The organism is Halomonas halophila, from assembly GCF_030406665.1.
In the GTDB taxonomy this organism is placed as follows: domain Bacteria; phylum Pseudomonadota; class Gammaproteobacteria; order Pseudomonadales; family Halomonadaceae; genus Halomonas; species Halomonas halophila.
The window spans coordinates 2,565,533-2,581,697 of record NZ_CP129121.1 but is presented as its reverse complement, the minus strand read 5'-3'; the positions used below and the strand labels follow the sequence as shown (position 1 = coordinate 2,581,697).

Here is a 16,165-nt window from a genome sequence, read left to right as displayed (position 1 = left end):
ACGGTCTCGTCGTTGCAGCAGGAAGGCGGGCGATGCCCGGAACGTCATTCTGCCCCGGGCGGGCCGAGCAGGGCGAGCAGGTCGCCGGCCGGGCGGTCCTCCAGGGTCTGGATGACGCGTTCGAGGCGCTCGGCGCGCTCGCCGAGCACCGGGCCGGCGAGGGCATGATACTTGGCGGCCAGCTCGTCGTCGGACAGCGGGTTGTGCGGGTTGCCGCGGGCCTCGCAGGGCTCGCTCTCGATGATCCGGCCGTCGCTCAGATGCAGCCGCGCCGAGGCCCAGCGCTCGGCCGGGAAGCGCGCATTGAAGGTGTCGCTCTCGCGGATCTCGACCCGCTCGGCGAGGGCGCGGGGCAGCGGTGCGCCGAGCTCGGTGACGGCCTCGGCGTCGAGGGTGCCGCGGGCCAGCGCGCAGGCCACCGACCAGGGCAGGCTGTACTGGGCCTGCTCGGTGCTGTCCGGGTGCACCACATGCAGCCGCTTGCCTTCGTGAAAGGTGGTGATCTCGATGCGCGCGATCGTCGCCGGATCACCGATTCGCTCGCGCAGCGACAGCACCGCCTCCACCGCCGGCTGGGCCCAGCGGCACACCGGATAGGCCTTGAAGTACTGCTCGTGAAGGTACCAGCGCTGACCCCGATCGGCCCAGAGCTGTTCGACCTCGGGGGCGGCAACGGTCAGCGCCGGGGCGCCGGTGAAACCGTCGCGGGCCAGCAGCGCGGCGGAGACGCCGGTCATGGCGCCCCAGCCCGAGCCGTCCTTGAGCATGGTGGGGTGATCGATGCAGCGCATCATCTGGCTGCGCGGCCCGTAGAACTCGGCGATGCCCAGAGCGTGGTGCAGGCGCTCGGCGTCGAGCCCCATCAGGCGGCCGGCCACGGCCGCCACGCCCAGCGCGTTCCAGGCGCCCGAGGTGTGGTAGTCGGGGCTCGTGGCATGCAGCGCGATGCCGGCGCGGGTGGCGATCTCGTAGCCCATGGCCAGCAGGCCGAGGAAATCGCGGCCGGAGAGGCGGTCGGCCTCGGGCAGGGCGAGCAGCCCCGGCAGCAGGGCGACCCCGGCATGCCCCTTGGTCAGCACCTGGCCGTCGTGGGCGTCCAGGGCATCGATCAGCCAGGCCCCGTGCAGGGCCACGCCGGTGGACGAGGCGCGCCCCTCAGCGAACAGCAGCGGCCGCTCGCCGCCGTGCTGGGAGACGGCGAAACGCCGGGCAGGCGCGGCCAGTTCGGTGCGGGTGGCGCCGGCGGCCACGCCGACGAGATCCAGCAGGCAGCGCTTGGCCTGGGTCAGCAGGGCGTCGTCGGGGAGCGGGTCGGCGTCGAGCATCCAGTCGAGCAGGGTAGTGGGCCGGGGCATGAGGACCTCTCGCTTCGAGGAAACGACGGAGGCCGCCCTGGGGCGGCCTCCGGTGCGATCGCATGACGGGCGATGCCGTTACAGCAGTTCGTTGTCGTCGAGGAAGCTCTGTGCCACGTCCTCGATGGTCTCGCGCTCGACGTCGACCCGGGCGTTGAGGGTGGCCATGGTCTCGTCGTCGAGCAGCGCGGACAGCGCATTCATCTGCTCGGCGAGGTCCGGGTTGGCCTCGAGGGTTTCCTCGCGCACCACCGGCGTCAGGGCGTAGGCCGGGAAGAAGGCCTGGTCGTCCTCGAGGACCTGGAAATCGAAGGCCGGGATGCGGCCGTCGGTGGCGAACACCAGGCCCACGTCGACCTGACCGTCGCGCAGCGCCTGGTAGACCAGGCCGGAGTCCATGCGCTTGACCTCACCGCGGCCGACGCGGAAGTCGTAGGCCTGCTGGAGCGGGCGCCAGCCGTCCTCGCGAGCGTAGAACTCGGCGTTCATGGCGAAGGTCAGGTCCTCGCCGTCGTTGACCGCCTGGGCCAGCTCGGACAGCGACTCGATGCCGGTCTCCTCGACGCTCTCCTGGCGCATGGCCAGGGCGTAGGTGTTGTTGGCCGCCGAGGGCTCCAGCCACACCAGGCCCTTCTCGCCGTCGAGCTCCTTGACCCGTTCATAGGTCTCCTCGGGCGACAGCGACTCGGTGACGTCGTTGTAGTTGATCAGCGAGGTGCCGGTGTATTCCCAGTAGAGGTCGATCTGGCCGTTCTCCTGGGCCTGGCGCAGCACGGCGGAGCCCATGCCGGCACGGGTCTCGACGTCGTAGCCGAGCCCGCTCAGGTACTGGGACGTCATGCTGGCGAGTATCTGCTGCTCGGTGAAGTTCTTGCCACCGACCACGATCTCTTCGGCCTGGGCGGTAGTCATGGCGCCGGCCAGTGCCAGGCCGGAAAGCGTCATCATCAAGCGTTTCATGGTGATCTCCTTGTGGTTGCCGCGTAGCCGCTCATCGGCGGCCGGATCGAAAGGACTCTTGCTCAGCTGCGGGAGGGGTTGACCCCTCGGGGTACCACCAGGAAGGCGGTGGTCGCCACGATGGCATCGACCACGATCGCCAGCAGGGCGGTAGGGATGGCGCCGGACAGCATCATTACCGGGTCGTAGAGGTCGATGCCGGTGAAGATCAGCTCGCCCAGCCCGCCGGCGCCGATCAGGAAGGCCAGCGGCACGGTGCCCACGTTGATGGTCAGCGCCGTGCGGATGCCGGCGAAGATCACGTAGAGGGCGTTGGGCATCTCGACGCGAAGCAGGCGCTGGGCCGGCGACATGCCTATGCCCGAGGCGGCCTCCTTCAGCGCCGGGTTGACGCCCTTGAGGCCGGCGTAGGTGTTGCGGGTGATCGGCAGCAGCGTGGCCACGAACAGCCCGAACACCGCCGGTACGGTGCCGATGCCGAGGAAACTCATCGACAGCGCCAGCACCGCCAGCGTCGGGATGGTGGTGCCGACGTTGAGCACCTGCATGGCCGATTCGGCGACGCGCGCCATGCTGGGTCGCGACAGCACCACGCCCAGCGGAATGGCCACCAGGATGGCCAGGCCCCCGGAAATGAGGGTCAGCCACAGGTGCTGCACGGCCAGAAACTGCACGTCGGGCAGATAGAAGATGAAGTCGTCGATGACCCCGCTGGACTGGCTCCACACGCCGAGAAAGAAGATGGCGATGAGCAGCGCAATGCGCAGGGCCCCCTTCAGGCTCCGGATCGGCATCGGCTTACTCCTTGGTGGCCGGTTCGGCGGTCGCGGCGGGTTCCGTGGGGCGGAACCGCGAGCCCAGATGGTGGGTCATGGCGCGCTGGGTGATCTGGCCGCAGACCCGGCCGGCCTCGTCCACGCAGGGCAGCCAGGTGATGTCGTTGGAGAACATCAGCGAGGCGACCTTGCGCAGGTCGTCGTCCAGCGACACGGTGGCCGGCACGTTCTGGAAATGGTCGCGGCAGTAGCCCTTGGTGGTACGCGCCTGGGAGCGGCTGATCAGCCCCACCGGCTGGCGACGATCGTTCACCACCAGGATGGCGTTCTGGTAGCCGAAGTCGTCGATCCGGGCCAGGGCGGTCTCCAGGGTGTCGCTGGGCGATACGGTGCCGATCTCGTCGGAGACCACGTCGCGCACCTTCACCAGGTTGAGGCGCTTGAGCGCCCGGTCCTCGCCGAGGAAGGACTCCACGAACTCGTCCTTGGGATTGGCCAGCAGCTCGTCCGGGGTGGAGTACTGCTCCAGGCGGCCGGCGCGGAAGATGGCGACGCGGTCGCCCATCTTGATCGCTTCGTCGATGTCGTGGCTGACGAACATGATGGTCTTGTTGAGTGCCTGCTGCATCTTGAGGAACTCGTCCTGGATCACCGCGCGGTTGATCGGGTCGATGGCGCCGAAGGGCTCGTCCATCAGCATCACCGGGGGATCGGCCGCCAGCGCCCGGGCCACGCCGATGCGCTGCTGCTGGCCGCCGGACAGCTCGTTGGGATAGCGCTTGAGGAAGGCGTCCGGGTCCAGCGCGATCATGTCCATCAGCTCCCGGGCGCGTTCCCGGTACTTGGCCTTGTCCCAGCCCAGCAGCTTGGGCACCACCGTGATGTTGTCCTCGATGGTCATGTTGGGGAACAGGCCGATCTGCTGGATCACGTAGCCGATGTTGCGACGCAGCTCCTGGGTGTCCAGGCCGGTGGTGTCCTCGCCGTTGATGAACACCTTGCCCGAGGTGGGGCGCACGATGCGGTTGATCATCTTCAGGGTGGTGGTCTTGCCGCAGCCGGAGGGGCCGAGCAGGATGCAGATCTCGCCGGCCGGCACCTCCATGTTGATGTGGTCGGCGGCGGTGACCGCGCCCTTGGGGGTGTCGAAGACCTTGGTCAGGTTGTCGAGTCGAATCATGCAGGGGAATCCTTGTGTGATGAGCCGGAGTCGCGCGGGACGGGATCAGGCCGTCTCGGCGGCGCGCTCCATCCCGAGGGGCGTCAGGCGTTTCTGCAGCGCCAGCAGGCCGTAGTCGACGATGATGGCCAGCAGGCTGACCGCCACCGCGCCGACGATCAGCTGGCGCGGGTCGGACTGCGAGATGCCGCGGCTGATGAAGGTGCCGAGCCCGCCGGCGCCGATGTAGGCGGCGATCGCCATCACGCCGATGTTGAGCACCACGGCGGTCCTGACGCCGGCCATGATCACCGGCACCGCCAGCGGGATCTCGACCATGCGCAGGCGCTGGTTCTGGCTCATGCCGATGCCGCGTGCCGCCTCGCGCAGCGCCGGATCCACGTTGTGGATGGCGGTGTAGGTGTTGCGGATGATCGGCAGCTGCGAGTAGAGCAGCACGGCGATGACCGCCGGCAGATAGCCGATGCCCTGGCCGATCAGCGACAGCACCGGGATCATGATCCCGAACAGCGCGATGGACGGCACCGTGACGATGATGGACGCCGCATACAGCACCGCCTTGGCCAGGCGTTCGTTCTTGGTGATGGCGATGCCGATGGGCACCCCGGTGAGGGTGGCGATGCCGACGGCGACCCCGACCAGCGCGATGTGCTCGAGGGTTCTCGAGAGCAGCAGGTCGAGGTTGTCGATGGCGTATTGAATGAGTTCCAAGTCCCTATCTCCTGGTCGTTCCCATGCCGATACAGCATAGCGCTCGAGGCGCGTTGACGGCGTGGGTGGCGCCTCCGGCGGTGGCAGGGCCGCGATGGAAGGCCGTGAAGCGGTGACTCAGCTTAGCAAAGCTCCATATCTATTTGTTTTTCCATGGATGACGATGCGCAATGGGATAAATTGCGGGGGCTGATGCATGCGCTGGGCCGCGGGTTCGGGGCATAGTGCCTCCCAATGAGAACGATTGTTGTTTTTGATGTGAACGGTGTCGAACGTGTCGCCAACGGCGTGTTCGGCGGCGCAATACGGCACGGCGAGGGTTCACATCGTCGACATACAGGACTAAAATGGTCCGCAATCGATCACCAGGGGTGTTCCCGGGGAGGCCTGTCTTGCTGAAGCTGTCCAGACTGACCGACTACGCGGCGGTGGTGATGGCGCAGATCGCCCGTCACCCCGAGCAGCCACACGCGGCGGCGGAGCTCGCCGAGGCGGTGCAGGTGCCGCACCCGACGGTCAGCAAGACCCTGAAGATGCTGGTGCGCGCCGGGCTGCTGGAGTCCCGCCGTGGCGCCCAGGGCGGCTATTCTCTGGCGCGTCCCGCGTCGCAGATCACCGCCGGCGACATCATCGCGGCGATCGAGGGGCCGGTGGCGATGACCGAATGCAGCCAGGCCGAGGGCGACTGCGAACTGGTGGACACCTGCGGGGTGTCCGACAACTGGCAGCGGGTGTCGCTGGCGATGCAGACACTGCTCCACAGCGTGACCCTGGCCCACCTGGCCGACACCACCCCGATCAAGCTGCCGGTGCAGCTGCCCATACAAGGCGTGAGTCTGGCCGCCGAGGCCTGATCACCCGCGGATTCACCACCCGAGGCGAGCCCGGCTCGCCGACCCAACCAGCCCGGGAGGGGAGACATCATGGCAAGTCAGGAAATGGAACAGCTTGTCCGTCGCGAATACAAAGAAGGTTTCGTGACCGACATCGAGAGCGATACGGTACCGCCGGGTCTGGACGAGAACACCATCGCCTTCATCTCCAAGAAGAAGGGCGAGCCGGAATGGATGCTGGAGTGGCGCCTCCAGGCCTACCACCAGTGGCTGAAGATGACGCCGCCCTCCTGGGCGCATCTGAACTACCCGCCGATCGACTACCAGGCGATCTCCTACTACAGCGCCCCCAAGCGCGACGAGGACAAGCCCCAGAGCCTCGACGAGGTCGACCCCAAGCTGCTCGAGACTTACGAGAAGCTGGGCATTCCGCTGCACGAGCGGGCGGCGCTGGCCGGCGTGGCGGTGGACGCGGTCTTCGACTCCGTCTCCGTGACCACCACCTTCAAAGAGAAGCTGCACGAGGCGGGCGTGATCTTCTGCTCGATCTCCGAGGCGATCCGCGACTACCCGGAGCTGGTCAAGCAGTACCTCGGCAGCGTGGTGCCCCAGGGCGACAACTACTTCACGGCGCTGAACTCCGCGGTGTTCACCGACGGTTCCTTCGTGTTCGTGCCGGAAGGCGTGACCTGCCCCATGGAGCTGTCCACCTACTTCCGCATCAACGCCGCCAACACCGGCCAGTTCGAGCGCACCCTGATCGTCTGCGAGAGCCGTGCCCAGGTCTCCTACCTGGAAGGCTGCACCGCACCCCAGCGCGACGAGAACCAGCTGCACGCGGCGGTGGTCGAGCTGGTGGCGCTGGAAGACGCCTCCATCAAGTACTCCACGGTGCAGAACTGGTATCCGGGTGACGAGGACGGCAAGGGCGGCATCTACAACTTCGTCACCAAGCGCGGCGACTGCCGCGGCGACCGTTCCCACATCAGCTGGACCCAGGTCGAGACCGGCTCGGCCATCACCTGGAAGTATCCCTCCTGCGTGCTGCGCGGCAAGGACAGCGTCGGCGAGTTCTACTCGGTGGCGGTGACCAACGGCCGTCAGCAGGCCGATACCGGTACCAAGATGATCCACATCGGCGAGGGCTCGCGCTCGACCATCGTCTCCAAGGGCATCTCCGCCGGCCGCTCCGAGCAGTCCTATCGCGGCCTGGTCAAGGTGGGGCCGCGGGCCAAGGGCGCGCGCAACTATACCCAGTGCGACTCGCTGCTGATCGGCGACACCTGCGGGGCCCATACCTTCCCCTATCAGGAGATCGGCAACAGCACGGCCACCGTGGAGCACGAGGCGACCACCTCCAAGATCGGCGAGGACCAGCTGTTCTACTGCCAGAGCCGCGGCATCTCCGAGGAAGACGCGGTGAACATGATCGTCAACGGCTTCTGCAAGGACGTCTTCCAGGAGCTGCCGATGGAGTTCGCCGTCGAAGCCGAGGCGCTGCTCAACGTCACCCTCGAAGGGGCGGTCGGCTAGGCCACGTCTAGTGCGGGTTGGAAACGAATCAACTTATTGCGAGCCGCCGCGGCGGCCCAAAGATCGAAAGGTAGTCAAGATGCTCGAAGTCAAGGATCTGCACGTCACGGTCGAGGGTTCCGAGATCCTCAAGGGCCTCAACCTGACCATCGGCGCCGGTGAAGTCCACGCCATCATGGGCCCCAACGGCGCCGGCAAGTCCACGCTGTCCGCGGTGATCGCCGGCAAGGACGGCTACGAGGTCACCGCCGGCTCGATCACCTACGAGGGCCAGGACGTCCTCGAGATGGAGATCGAGGAGCGCGCCCGCGTCGGTCTGCTGCTGGGCTTTCAGTACCCGGTCGAGATCCCCGGGGTGAAGAACATCTACCTGCTCAAGGCCGCGCTCAACGCCAAGCGCGAGGCCGAGGGCCTGGGCGAGATTCCGGCGCCCGAGTTCATGAAGCTGATCAAGGAGAAGATCGCCTTCATGAAGATGGACGCCAGCTTCCTGCAGCGCGCCGTCAACGAAGGCTTCTCCGGCGGCGAGAAGAAGCGCAACGAGATCCTGCAGATGCTGGTGCTGCAGCCGAAGCTCGCCATGCTCGACGAGATCGACTCCGGCCTCGACATCGACGCCCTGAAGGTCGTCGCCGAGGGTGTCAACTCGCTGCGCGCCGAGGATCGCAGCATCCTGCTGGTGACCCACTATCAGCGCCTGCTCGACTACATCGTGCCGGATCGGGTGCACGTGCTGGTCGACGGCCGCATCGTCAAGAGCGGTGATGCCGAGCTGGCGCGCGAACTCGAGGACCGCGGCTACGACTGGCTGCTGGAGGGCTCCGCGGCATGAATGACGACGTGCAACGCTTCCTCGATCGCCTGAGTGAGCGCAGCGCCCAGCGCGGCGACGAGCCGACCTGGATCGCCGCCCGGCGCCAGGCCGGCGCCGCCCGCTTCGAGGCGATGGGCTTCCCGCATCGTCGCGTCGAGGCGTGGAAGTACACCGACGTGCGCGACATCGCCCGCACTGACTTCGCGCTGACCGACGACGCCGAGTTCTCGCCGGCCGCGGCGGCGGCGCTGACTCTGCCGCTGGACGCGCATCGCCTGACCTTCGTCGACGGCGTCTTCGCCCCGGCGCTGTCGGACCTCGGCAACCTGCCGGCCGGCGTGCAGGTGCTGCCGCTGTCCCAGGCCCTGGAAGAGAACCACGAGGCCGTGGGCGGCCCGCTCGGCCGGCTCACCGGCGTCGACTTCTCGGCCTTCGCCGCGCTCAACACCGCCTTCTTCGAGGAGGGCGCCCTGGTCCGCCTGGCGCCGCGCACCGTGGTCGACAAGCCCATCGTGCTGCAGTTCCTGTCCCGGGCCGGCGAGCAGCCGGTGATGAGCCATCCGCGCATCCTGGTCGAGGCCGGCGGTCGCAGCGAGGCGACCCTGATCGAGCACCATGCCGGTGAAGAGGGCGCGGCCAACTTCACCAACCTGGTGGAGGAGATCATCCTCGACCGCGGCGCCATCCTGACCCACTACAAGCTGCAGGAAGCGCCGCTCAAGGACCGTCACATCGCCAGCATCCAGGTGGAGCAGGGGCGCGACAGCCGCTATACCTCGTTCAACCTGAACCTGGGCGGTGGCCTGGTGCGCAACGACTTCATCAACGACCTCAACGGCGAGGGCGCCGAGGCGACGCTGCACGGCCTGTTCTACGGCCAGGGTCGCCAGCACGTGGACAACCACACCGAGGTCAACCACAACGCGCCGCACACCCGTTCCAGCGAGAACTACAAGGGCATCCTCGATGATCGTGCCCATGGCGTGTTCAACGGCCGGGTGGTGGTCAAGCGCGACAGCCAGAAGATCGAGTCCGAGCAGAGCAACGCCAACCTGCTGCTCTCCGACCGCGCCGAGGTCGACACCAAGCCCGAGCTCGAGATCTATGCCGACGACGTCAAGTGCGCCCACGGTGCCACCACCGGCCAGCTCGACGAGGAAGCGGTCTACGCCCTGCGCGCCCGCGGCATCGACGAGCAGACCGCCCGCGGCCTGCTGACGCTGGCCTTCGCCGGTGAGGTGATGGAGCTGGTCGACCTCGACGCCGTTGCCGAGCGGGTCGAGCTCACGGTGGCCGGCAAGCTGCCGGAACGCTTCAACCTGGCCGGGCTGGTGGAAGCCGCCGCGGCGCTCAACGAGGACTGATCCATGGTCGACTTCAGCGATCTGCTGCTCGACGTGGCGCGGGTCCGTCGCGACTTCCCGATCCTCGATCGGGAGGTCCACGGCAAGCCGCTGGTCTATCTCGACAACGCGGCCACCAGCCAGACCCCGCGTCAGGTGATCGAGGTCTTCGACGAGTACTACGGGCGCTACAACGCCAACATCCATCGCGGTCTGCATACCCTGGCCGATGAGGCCACCGCGGCCTACGAGGGCACCCGGGACACCGTGCGTGCCTTCCTCGGCGCCGCCGAGAGCCGCGAGATCGTCTTCACCTGCGGCACCACCGAGGCGATCAACCTGGTGGCGGGGAGCTGGGGCCGCGCCAACCTGGGCGAAGGCGACGAGGTGCTGATCTCGCGCCTGGAGCACCACTCCAACATCGTGCCCTGGCAGATGCTGGCCGCCGAGAAGGGCTTTACCCTCAAGGTGATTCCGGTCGACGAGCGCGGCGTGCTCGACCAGGCCGCCTACCGCGATCTGATCTCCGAGCGCACTCGGCTGGTGGCGGTCAATCACGTCTCCAACGCGCTGGGCACCGTCAATCCGGTGGCCGACATGGCCAGAGTGGCCCACGAGCACGGCGCGCTGATTCTGGTCGACGGCGCTCAGGGCGCGCCGCACCAGAAGGTCGACGTGCAGGCGCTCGGCGTCGACTTCTATGCCTTCTCCGGCCACAAGGTCTATGGCCCCACCGGCGCCGGCGTGCTCTACGGCCGCGCCGAACTGCTCGAGGCCATGCCGCCCTGGCAGGGTGGCGGCGAGATGATCGCCACCGTGTCCTTCGAGGCGCCCACCACCTTCGCCGGCATTCCTCACAAGTTCGAGGCCGGCACCCCGGCCATCGCCGAGGTGATCGCCCTGGGACGCGCGATTCAGTGGGTCGAGGAGATCGGCCTGCCGCTGATCGGCGCCTGGGAGTCGCGGCTGCTCGAGCACGCCACGCGCAGCGTGTCGCGCATCGACGGCCTGCGCATCCTCGGCACCGCGCCCGAGAAGGCCGGCGTGCTGTCGTTCGTGGTCGAGGGCGCCCATTCCCAGGACATCGGCCTTTTGATCGACCAGCTCGGCGTGGCGATCCGCACCGGACACCACTGTGCCCAGCCGCTGCTGTCCTCGTTCGGTGTCGATGCCACCTGCCGCGCCTCCTTCGCCGCCTACAACACCCCCGAGGAGGTCGACGTCTTCGTCGACGGCCTAGAGCGGGTCGTGGGCATGCTGCGCTGAGCGCTGCTCCCGGGTCACGCCGCGGCGGACCTCCTGAAGGCTCGCCGCGGTTGCTGTGAATGAAGCTCCAAGGAGTCCTATGAGCGAGATCGACGATCCCCTGGCGAGCCTGCACAAGGGCCAGGTCCTGCCCCTGCAGCGCGACGTCGAGGTCATCTCCATTCCCTTCGGCAAGACCATCACGCTGCCCGAGGACAGCGAGGTCAGCGTGATGCAGGCCAAGGGCAACTCGGTCAGCGTGGGCCACGAGGGGCGGCTCTACCTGATCGAGGGCAGCAACCTCGACGCCCTGGGACTCGAGGCCGTGCCGCGCCCGACCCTGCCCGAGGACGCCTCCGAGGAAGCGATCGAGCAGTTCGTCTGGGATCAGCTGCGGACCTGCTTCGACCCCGAGATCCCGGTCGACATCGTCGAACTCGGGCTGGTCTACGGCTGTCGTATCGAGCGTCTGATCACCGGCGAGCGTATCGTCACCATCCGCATGACCCTGACCGCGCCGGGCTGCGGCATGGGTGACGTCATCGCCGCCGATGCGCGCCACAAGATCCTCGGCGCCCCGCAGATCAGCCAGGTGCACACCGAGATCGTCTTCGACCCGCCCTGGAGTCGTGAGATGATGAGTGACGAGGCCAAGCTCGAGCTCGGCATGTTTTAACCGGTAAGGCGGATGCCCATCTCATTGTGGAAAGGTGTCAGGGGGCTGCTGATGTCGCTGGGGGGGCTCGCACTCCTGGCGATTCTGCTTTTCGTGGGCGCCAACCTGTGGGTGCTGGCCGAGACCCGCGGGCGCATCGACCACGGACTTCAGCAGTGCGGCCCCGAGCGGGTGGGCATCGTCTTCGGCACCTCCCACTGGACGCGCAGCGGCCAGCGCAATCCGCATTTCGAGGGCCGCATGCAGGCGGCTGCGCGGCTGTACCGCGGTGAGCGGGTGCAGCACCTGCTGCTGTCCGGGGACAACAGCACCCGTTACTACAACGAGCCGGTGACCATGTGGCGTGACCTGCGCGGTCGCGCCGTGCCCGACGCGGCCATGACGCTGGACTACGCCGGCTTCAGCACCTTCGATACCCTGTCCCGGGCGCGCGGCGTCTTCGGCGTGACGCGAGCGCTGCTGGTCACCCAGTCGTGGCACCTGCCGCGGGCCCTGTTCATCGCCGAGGCGCTGGGCATCGAGGCGCGCGGCTGCGCGGCGCCGGAGCGACCGTCGGAGGGCGTGCTGTGGCTGAAGGCGCGGGAGTGGGCCGCACGAGTGGCGACCCTGGGCGATCTCTACGTATGGGGGCGTGAGCCCCATTTCCTGGGGCCCGAGGAGCCGCTGCAGATCGTGCCGCGAGCGGCGCTCAGCGCCGCTGATGCTTCTTCTGCTGCCGATACAGCTCGCGAATCAGCGAGCGACAGTGCTTCCAGCACTCCTCGATGACCGACTCGATGGCGTCAGGAAGCGGGTGGGTGTACAGGGTCGAAAGCGCCTGCATCAGCACCCGCTCCTGTTCCAGCAGCTCGTTGATCAGCACCTGGCTGTCGTCGCCGACGAAGCTCTTCAGGCGGCTCCACAGCCACATGTAATCGTCGCGCTCGACGTCGGCATCGCGGGGGAGGAGGGCGAGGTGCCGGCGGGCCAGTTCCTGCAACTCGCGCATCAACGCTTTCCGGGTATCGAAATAGGGCTGCAGGACGTCGCGCAGGCTGGGCCGCAGGCGCTCATGGTTGTCCTGGAAATAGTCGATGCTGTCGGCCAGCGCCTCGAGGACGCTGTCCATCGCCACCTGGCGATTATCGAGAAACATGGGCGGTCACCTCCTCCGGTGACGCAGATTGTGGGGGTGTCGTCGGCCTTTTGCCACCCCCAGCGGTCAAATATTTCGGCGTCTTGGCTTAGCCTTTCGGCTTGGGCGGCGCCTTGCGTCTCGGGGTCGAGCTCTTCTCCAGGTGCTCGATGATCAACCCGGCGATGTCCTTGCCCGTGGCGGTCTCGATGCCCTGCAGGCCGGGCGACGAATTGACTTCCATGATCACCGGGCCGTGGTTCGAGCGCAGCAGGTCGACCCCGGCCACGCGCAGGCCCATGGCCTTGGCGGCGCGAATCGCCGTGGAGCGCTCCTCCGGGGTGATGCGGATCACGCTGGCGCTGCCGCCGCGATGCAGGTTGGAGCGGAACTCGCCCTCGGCGGCCTGGCGCTTCATCGCCGCCACCACCTTGTCGCCGATCACCAGGCAGCGGATGTCGGCCCCCTTGGCCTCCTTGATGTACTCCTGGACCATGATGTTGGCCTTCATGCCCATGAAGGCCTGGATCACCGACTCCGCGGCCTGGTTGGTCTCGGCCAGCACCACGCCGATGCCTTGGGTGCCTTCCAGCAGCTTGATGACCAGCGGTGCGCCGCGGACCATGGTGATCAGGTCGGGAATGTCGTCCGGGGAGTGGGCGAAGCCGGTCACCGGCAGGCCGATGCCCTTGCGCGAGAGCAGCTGCAACGAGCGCAGCTTGTCCCGCGAGCGGGTGATCGAGACGCTGTCGTTGAGCACCGGGATATTCATCATCTCGAACTGGCGCAGCACGGCGCAGCCGTAGAAGGTGATCGAGGCCCCGATACGCGGGATCACGGCATCGAAGGGTTCGAGCTGTTCGCCCTTGTAGTGGATCGAGGGCTGGTGGGAGGCGATGCTCATGTAGCAGCGCAGGGTGTCCACCACCCGGGTGGTATGGCCTCGCTGCTCGGCGGCCTCGATCAGCCGGCGAGTGGAATAGAGCCTGCGGTTGCGGGACAGCAGCGCGATATGCATAGGGCCTCCGATGCCAGGAGATGGCGGGGATCAGGGTTCGCCGTGCAGGAAGCCGGCGCCCGGGGCCACCAGCAGCCGCCGCAGGGCGCGACGCCCGAGCAGCATGGGATGGCGCATCTGGCGACGGTCGGCGAGGGTCAGCTCGACGGGGAACTCCAGTTCGCCGAGCTGCATCGGCGTGCGGATCACGTAACGCCACTCGGCCTGGCCGTTGGAGCTGGTGACCTGGCGCCGGTCGTACAGGTGCAGGCAGTGCACGTGGGCCGGGCTCGTCGGCCCGCCGCCACGGGTGGTGAAGCTGACCCACAGGTGGCCGTCTTCCTCGAAGGATTCGATGTCCTCGGCGTGCAGCGACGAGGTGCGCGCGCCGGTGTCGGCCTTGGCGCACAGCGTCAGGCCGAGTTCCGGCAGGGTCACCATCTCGCGGCGGCCGATGACCGCCTTGGCCTGATAGGGCAGCTCCTTCATGGCATCCTCCCTCATGATGTCATCCGCGGGACAGATCGCCCAGGCGTCGTCCGATGGCGGAGTCCGCGTCGGCCTCACGCAGCGTCATCAGCACCGGCAGCCGCAGGCGCGGAATCAGCGCCAGGTCGCGTGCCACGGCGGCGAAGTCCGCGCGCGGCGTGTCCGCCAGCCGGGTCAGGAAGCGCGGCAGTCGCTCGCCGTCTTCCAGGTGACGCCAGCCGCGTCCGGCGATGGCCGCCAGCAGGTCCGGGCCACAGGCCTCGGGATCGTCGAGCAGGGCATCGAGCCAGGCGCCGGCGACCTCGCGTTCGGCGCCGGACACGGCGCGCACGCAGGCGCAGAAGGTCTCGATGTCGCCGGACTCGGCGGCCGTTTCGCCCCGGACGCGCAGCGCCTCGGCCAGCGGCCGGGGAACGTCCACATGTTCCAGACAGTAGCACAGCGAGGCCAGCACTTCGCCAGGCAGGGTCGGCAGACGCGCCGCCAGGCGCTGGGCCTGGGCGTCGTCCATGCGCACGGCGACGTCGGCCAGGCCCTGCAGGCCCAGGGCTCGCCAGTCCAGCGCCTGCTGGCCTTCCAGGTAGGCCTCGGCGGGTTCCATGTGCTGGCTGGCCGGCCGGTCCATGTCGCGGCTTGCCCGGGCGTGCAGCACGGCCTGGAAGGGCAGGGAGGGCGTGAAGGCCAGCGGATTGTCCTTCATCAGGTTGTCGATCGCCTCGCCGTCCTCGCGGCCGAGGCCCTGGACGTTGCGACCCAGGGTCTCCAGCAGGCGCTGCAGGAAGGCGTCGCGAGGCGCCGGGTCGAGCCGGCCCTGTTCGTCCAGCGGCAGTGCCAGGAACCAGATCAGCGGGTCTTCCATCTCGCCGAGACGAAATACCATCGCCAGCCGGGCCTTGCCCTGCCAGGGTTGCGGCCAGGGCCGCTCGTCCCGCTCCAGCGCCGTCAGCGTCTCCAGCCCGCAGGGTTCGACGCCGCGCCCCATGTGATAGAGCCGGGTCTCGGCCCCGGTGCGCGCGAAGAAATCGTGAAAGCTGTCGATCGGCTGCATGCGGTTTCCCTCTGTGACGAGCGTGCACTCTACCGTGGTGCCCCGACGCTGTCAGCCCGTGGCGGCGGGCGATGATGAGCAGGCTGATCAAATCCTGAACGATCATGCTTCGCGCCCGCCGTATCGGCCTCGGCGACGGCTTTCCAGTGGTTATCCACAGGAACATTCAGCGCTGCTGTGAATGAATGATCCGCTTGGCCGCTATGGCGCCCATAATGGGCCACTATTGGTCCATGACCGAGATTTCCACTATGGTCTGTGCGAAAATGAAATATTAAACAGTCGTTTTTATTCCAAAAACAGAATCCAAACGGAGGCACATCATGCTTCGTCGCTTCACTCTGACGTTTCTCGCCGCCGGCGCCATCGCCTTCTCCGGCGGCGCCTTCGCCCAGGACACGACGCTCCGGGTCGGCATGTCGGGCGGTTATTTCCCCTTCACCTTCGTCGAGCAGGACACCCTCAAGGGCTTCGAGGTCGATGTCATGAACGCGGTGGGCGAGGCGATGGGCGCCGAGGTGACGTTCGTGACCGCCAATTTCTCCGGCCTGTTCGGCATGCTGGAGTCCGGTCGCATCGATACTATCGCCAACCAGATCACCATCACCGAGGAGCGCGAGGCGAAGTATGTCTTCACCGCGCCCTACGTCTATGACGGCGCCCAGGTGGTGGTCAAGGAGGGCAATGACGCGATCGACGGCGTCGAGGACCTGCGCGGCAAGCGCGTGGCGGTGAACCTCGGCTCCAACTACGAGCAGCTGCTGCGTGAGCTGCCCTACGCCGACGACATCGATATCCGCACCTACGAGAGCAATATCGAGCAGGACACCGCGCTGGGCCGCGTCGATGCCTTCGTCATGGATCGCGTCAGTGCCAGCCAGGTGATCAAGGAGAAACCGCTGCCGCTGCAGCTGGCCGGCCAGCCGTTCTCCGAGATCCACAACGCCCTGCCGTTCCGCGACACCGAGCAGGGACGTGCCCTGCGCGACGAGGTCGACGCGGCGCTCGAGGCCCTGCGCGAGGACGGCACCCTGGCCGATATCTCCGAGCGCTGGTTCGGCAACGACATCACGCGGCCCTGAGGCGCAGCA

Annotated in this window: 17 protein-coding genes; 8 read left to right on the top strand and 9 right to left on the bottom strand. The window is 67.5% G+C overall.

The genetic code is table 11. The annotated features are described in order from the left end of the window. Nucleotides 1–44: 44 nt before the first annotated feature. The 5 genes from QWG60_RS12135 to QWG60_RS12115 all read right to left on the bottom strand — a co-directional run bounded on the left by QWG60_RS12135 (nt 45) and on the right by QWG60_RS12115 (nt 4,982). Nucleotides 45–1,355, bottom strand: coding sequence for an MmgE/PrpD family protein (locus QWG60_RS12135; protein ID WP_146907136.1), 1,311 nt, complete (start codon nt 1,353–1,355; stop codon nt 45–47). 78 nt (nt 1,356–1,433) lie between these two features. Continuing rightward, entirely contained in the window at nt 1,434–2,315 is an 882-nt protein-coding gene (locus QWG60_RS12130; RefSeq protein WP_146907138.1) for a glycine betaine ABC transporter substrate-binding protein, read from the bottom strand. 62 nt (nt 2,316–2,377) lie between these two features. Then, entirely contained in the window at nt 2,378–3,109 is a 732-nt protein-coding gene (locus QWG60_RS12125) for an ABC transporter permease (protein ID WP_046079890.1), read from the bottom strand. Nucleotides 3,110–3,113: 4 nt separating this feature from the next. Next, the gene (locus QWG60_RS12120) at nt 3,114–4,271 is read right to left on the bottom strand and encodes an ABC transporter ATP-binding protein (RefSeq protein WP_146907142.1); all 1,158 of its coding nucleotides are present in this window, start codon (nt 4,269–4,271) and stop codon (nt 3,114–3,116) included. Nucleotides 4,272–4,316: 45 nt separating this feature from the next. Beyond that, nucleotides 4,317–4,982 carry an ABC transporter permease gene (locus tag QWG60_RS12115; RefSeq protein ID WP_035595369.1) on the bottom strand — a complete coding sequence of 222 codons (666 nt, stop codon included), beginning with the start codon at nt 4,980–4,982 and terminating at the stop codon, nt 4,317–4,319. A 392-nt stretch (nt 4,983–5,374) separates the two neighbouring features. Here QWG60_RS12115 and QWG60_RS12110 point away from each other — a divergent pair, with 392 nt between their 5' ends. The 7 genes from QWG60_RS12110 to QWG60_RS12080 all read left to right on the top strand — a co-directional run bounded on the left by QWG60_RS12110 (nt 5,375) and on the right by QWG60_RS12080 (nt 12,194). After that, nucleotides 5,375–5,836 carry an SUF system Fe-S cluster assembly regulator gene (locus tag QWG60_RS12110; RefSeq protein ID WP_035595372.1) on the top strand — a complete coding sequence of 154 codons (462 nt, stop codon included), beginning with the start codon at nt 5,375–5,377 and terminating at the stop codon, nt 5,834–5,836. Nucleotides 5,837–5,905: 69 nt separating this feature from the next. Next, nucleotides 5,906–7,348, top strand: coding sequence for a Fe-S cluster assembly protein SufB (gene sufB / locus QWG60_RS12105; RefSeq protein ID WP_035595374.1), 1,443 nt, complete (start codon nt 5,906–5,908; stop codon nt 7,346–7,348). Nucleotides 7,349–7,427: 79 nt separating this feature from the next. Continuing rightward, nucleotides 7,428–8,180 (top strand): Fe-S cluster assembly ATPase SufC, encoded by a 753-nt coding sequence (gene sufC / locus QWG60_RS12100; RefSeq protein ID WP_046079888.1) that lies wholly within the window; start codon nt 7,428–7,430, stop codon nt 8,178–8,180. Further along, nucleotides 8,177–9,526 (top strand): Fe-S cluster assembly protein SufD, encoded by a 1,350-nt coding sequence (gene sufD, locus QWG60_RS12095; protein WP_107181032.1) that lies wholly within the window; start codon nt 8,177–8,179, stop codon nt 9,524–9,526. Before sufC ends, sufD begins: the two co-directional genes overlap by 4 nt. A gap of 3 nt (nt 9,527–9,529) precedes the next feature. After that, nucleotides 9,530–10,771: a cysteine desulfurase gene (locus tag QWG60_RS12090; RefSeq protein ID WP_146907145.1), complete on the top strand. Its 1,242-nt coding sequence runs from the start codon at nt 9,530–9,532 to the stop codon at nt 10,769–10,771. Between the two features lie 79 nt (nt 10,772–10,850). Then, nucleotides 10,851–11,426, top strand: coding sequence for a putative Fe-S cluster assembly protein SufT (gene sufT / locus QWG60_RS12085; protein ID WP_173834957.1), 576 nt, complete (start codon nt 10,851–10,853; stop codon nt 11,424–11,426). Nucleotides 11,427–11,438: 12 nt separating this feature from the next. Continuing rightward, a complete protein-coding gene (locus tag QWG60_RS12080; protein WP_046079885.1) occupies nt 11,439–12,194 on the top strand; it encodes a SanA/YdcF family protein in 756 nt (251 codons plus the stop codon). Here QWG60_RS12080 and QWG60_RS12075 read toward each other — a convergent pair. The 4 genes from QWG60_RS12075 to QWG60_RS12060 all read right to left on the bottom strand — a co-directional run bounded on the left by QWG60_RS12075 (nt 12,115) and on the right by QWG60_RS12060 (nt 15,074). Continuing rightward, a complete protein-coding gene (locus QWG60_RS12075) occupies nt 12,115–12,561 on the bottom strand; it encodes a ferritin family protein (RefSeq protein WP_046079884.1) in 447 nt (148 codons plus the stop codon). The genes QWG60_RS12080 and QWG60_RS12075 overlap by 80 nt on opposite strands. Nucleotides 12,562–12,649: 88 nt before the next feature. Next, a complete protein-coding gene (rimK, locus tag QWG60_RS12070) occupies nt 12,650–13,558 on the bottom strand; it encodes a 30S ribosomal protein S6--L-glutamate ligase (protein ID WP_035595390.1) in 909 nt (302 codons plus the stop codon). A gap of 30 nt (nt 13,559–13,588) precedes the next feature. After that, on the bottom strand, nt 13,589–14,026 hold the full coding sequence (locus QWG60_RS12065) for an ATP-dependent zinc protease family protein (protein WP_035595393.1): 438 nt from the start codon (nt 14,024–14,026) through the stop codon (nt 13,589–13,591). Between the two features lie 19 nt (nt 14,027–14,045). Further along, entirely contained in the window at nt 14,046–15,074 is a 1,029-nt protein-coding gene (locus QWG60_RS12060; protein ID WP_146907147.1) for a DUF3549 family protein, read from the bottom strand. Between the two features lie 323 nt (nt 15,075–15,397). Here QWG60_RS12060 and QWG60_RS12055 point away from each other — a divergent pair, with 323 nt between their 5' ends. After that, nucleotides 15,398–16,156, top strand: coding sequence for an amino acid ABC transporter substrate-binding protein (locus tag QWG60_RS12055; protein ID WP_046079882.1), 759 nt, complete (start codon nt 15,398–15,400; stop codon nt 16,154–16,156). The last annotated feature ends 9 nt before the right edge of the window (nt 16,157–16,165 follow it).

What these genes read in the sequence shown, in the direction of transcription:
- QWG60_RS12080 (WP_046079885.1), top strand. Translation starts at nt 11,439, where the DNA reads ATGCCCATCTCATTGTGGAAAGGTGTCAGGGGGCTGCTGATGTCGCTG.
- sufD (WP_107181032.1), top strand. Translation starts at nt 8,177, where the DNA reads ATGAATGACGACGTGCAACGCTTCCTCGATCGCCTGAGTGAGCGCAGC.
- QWG60_RS12125 (WP_046079890.1), bottom strand. Translation starts at nt 3,109, where the DNA reads ATGCCGATCCGGAGCCTGAAGGGGGCCCTGCGCATTGCGCTGCTCATC.
- sufT (WP_173834957.1), top strand. Translation starts at nt 10,851, where the DNA reads ATGAGCGAGATCGACGATCCCCTGGCGAGCCTGCACAAGGGCCAGGTC.
- QWG60_RS12065 (WP_035595393.1), bottom strand. Translation starts at nt 14,026, where the DNA reads ATGAAGGAGCTGCCCTATCAGGCCAAGGCGGTCATCGGCCGCCGCGAG.
- rimK (WP_035595390.1), bottom strand. Translation starts at nt 13,558, where the DNA reads ATGCATATCGCGCTGCTGTCCCGCAACCGCAGGCTCTATTCCACTCGC.
- QWG60_RS12060 (WP_146907147.1), bottom strand. Translation starts at nt 15,074, where the DNA reads ATGCAGCCGATCGACAGCTTTCACGATTTCTTCGCGCGCACCGGGGCC.
- QWG60_RS12075 (WP_046079884.1), bottom strand. Translation starts at nt 12,561, where the DNA reads ATGTTTCTCGATAATCGCCAGGTGGCGATGGACAGCGTCCTCGAGGCG.
- QWG60_RS12130 (WP_146907138.1), bottom strand. Translation starts at nt 2,315, where the DNA reads ATGAAACGCTTGATGATGACGCTTTCCGGCCTGGCACTGGCCGGCGCC.
- QWG60_RS12135 (WP_146907136.1), bottom strand. Translation starts at nt 1,355, where the DNA reads ATGCCCCGGCCCACTACCCTGCTCGACTGGATGCTCGACGCCGACCCG.
- QWG60_RS12090 (WP_146907145.1), top strand. Translation starts at nt 9,530, where the DNA reads ATGGTCGACTTCAGCGATCTGCTGCTCGACGTGGCGCGGGTCCGTCGC.
- QWG60_RS12120 (WP_146907142.1), bottom strand. Translation starts at nt 4,271, where the DNA reads ATGATTCGACTCGACAACCTGACCAAGGTCTTCGACACCCCCAAGGGC.
- sufB (WP_035595374.1), top strand. Translation starts at nt 5,906, where the DNA reads ATGGCAAGTCAGGAAATGGAACAGCTTGTCCGTCGCGAATACAAAGAA.
- sufC (WP_046079888.1), top strand. Translation starts at nt 7,428, where the DNA reads ATGCTCGAAGTCAAGGATCTGCACGTCACGGTCGAGGGTTCCGAGATC.
- QWG60_RS12055 (WP_046079882.1), top strand. Translation starts at nt 15,398, where the DNA reads ATGCTTCGTCGCTTCACTCTGACGTTTCTCGCCGCCGGCGCCATCGCC.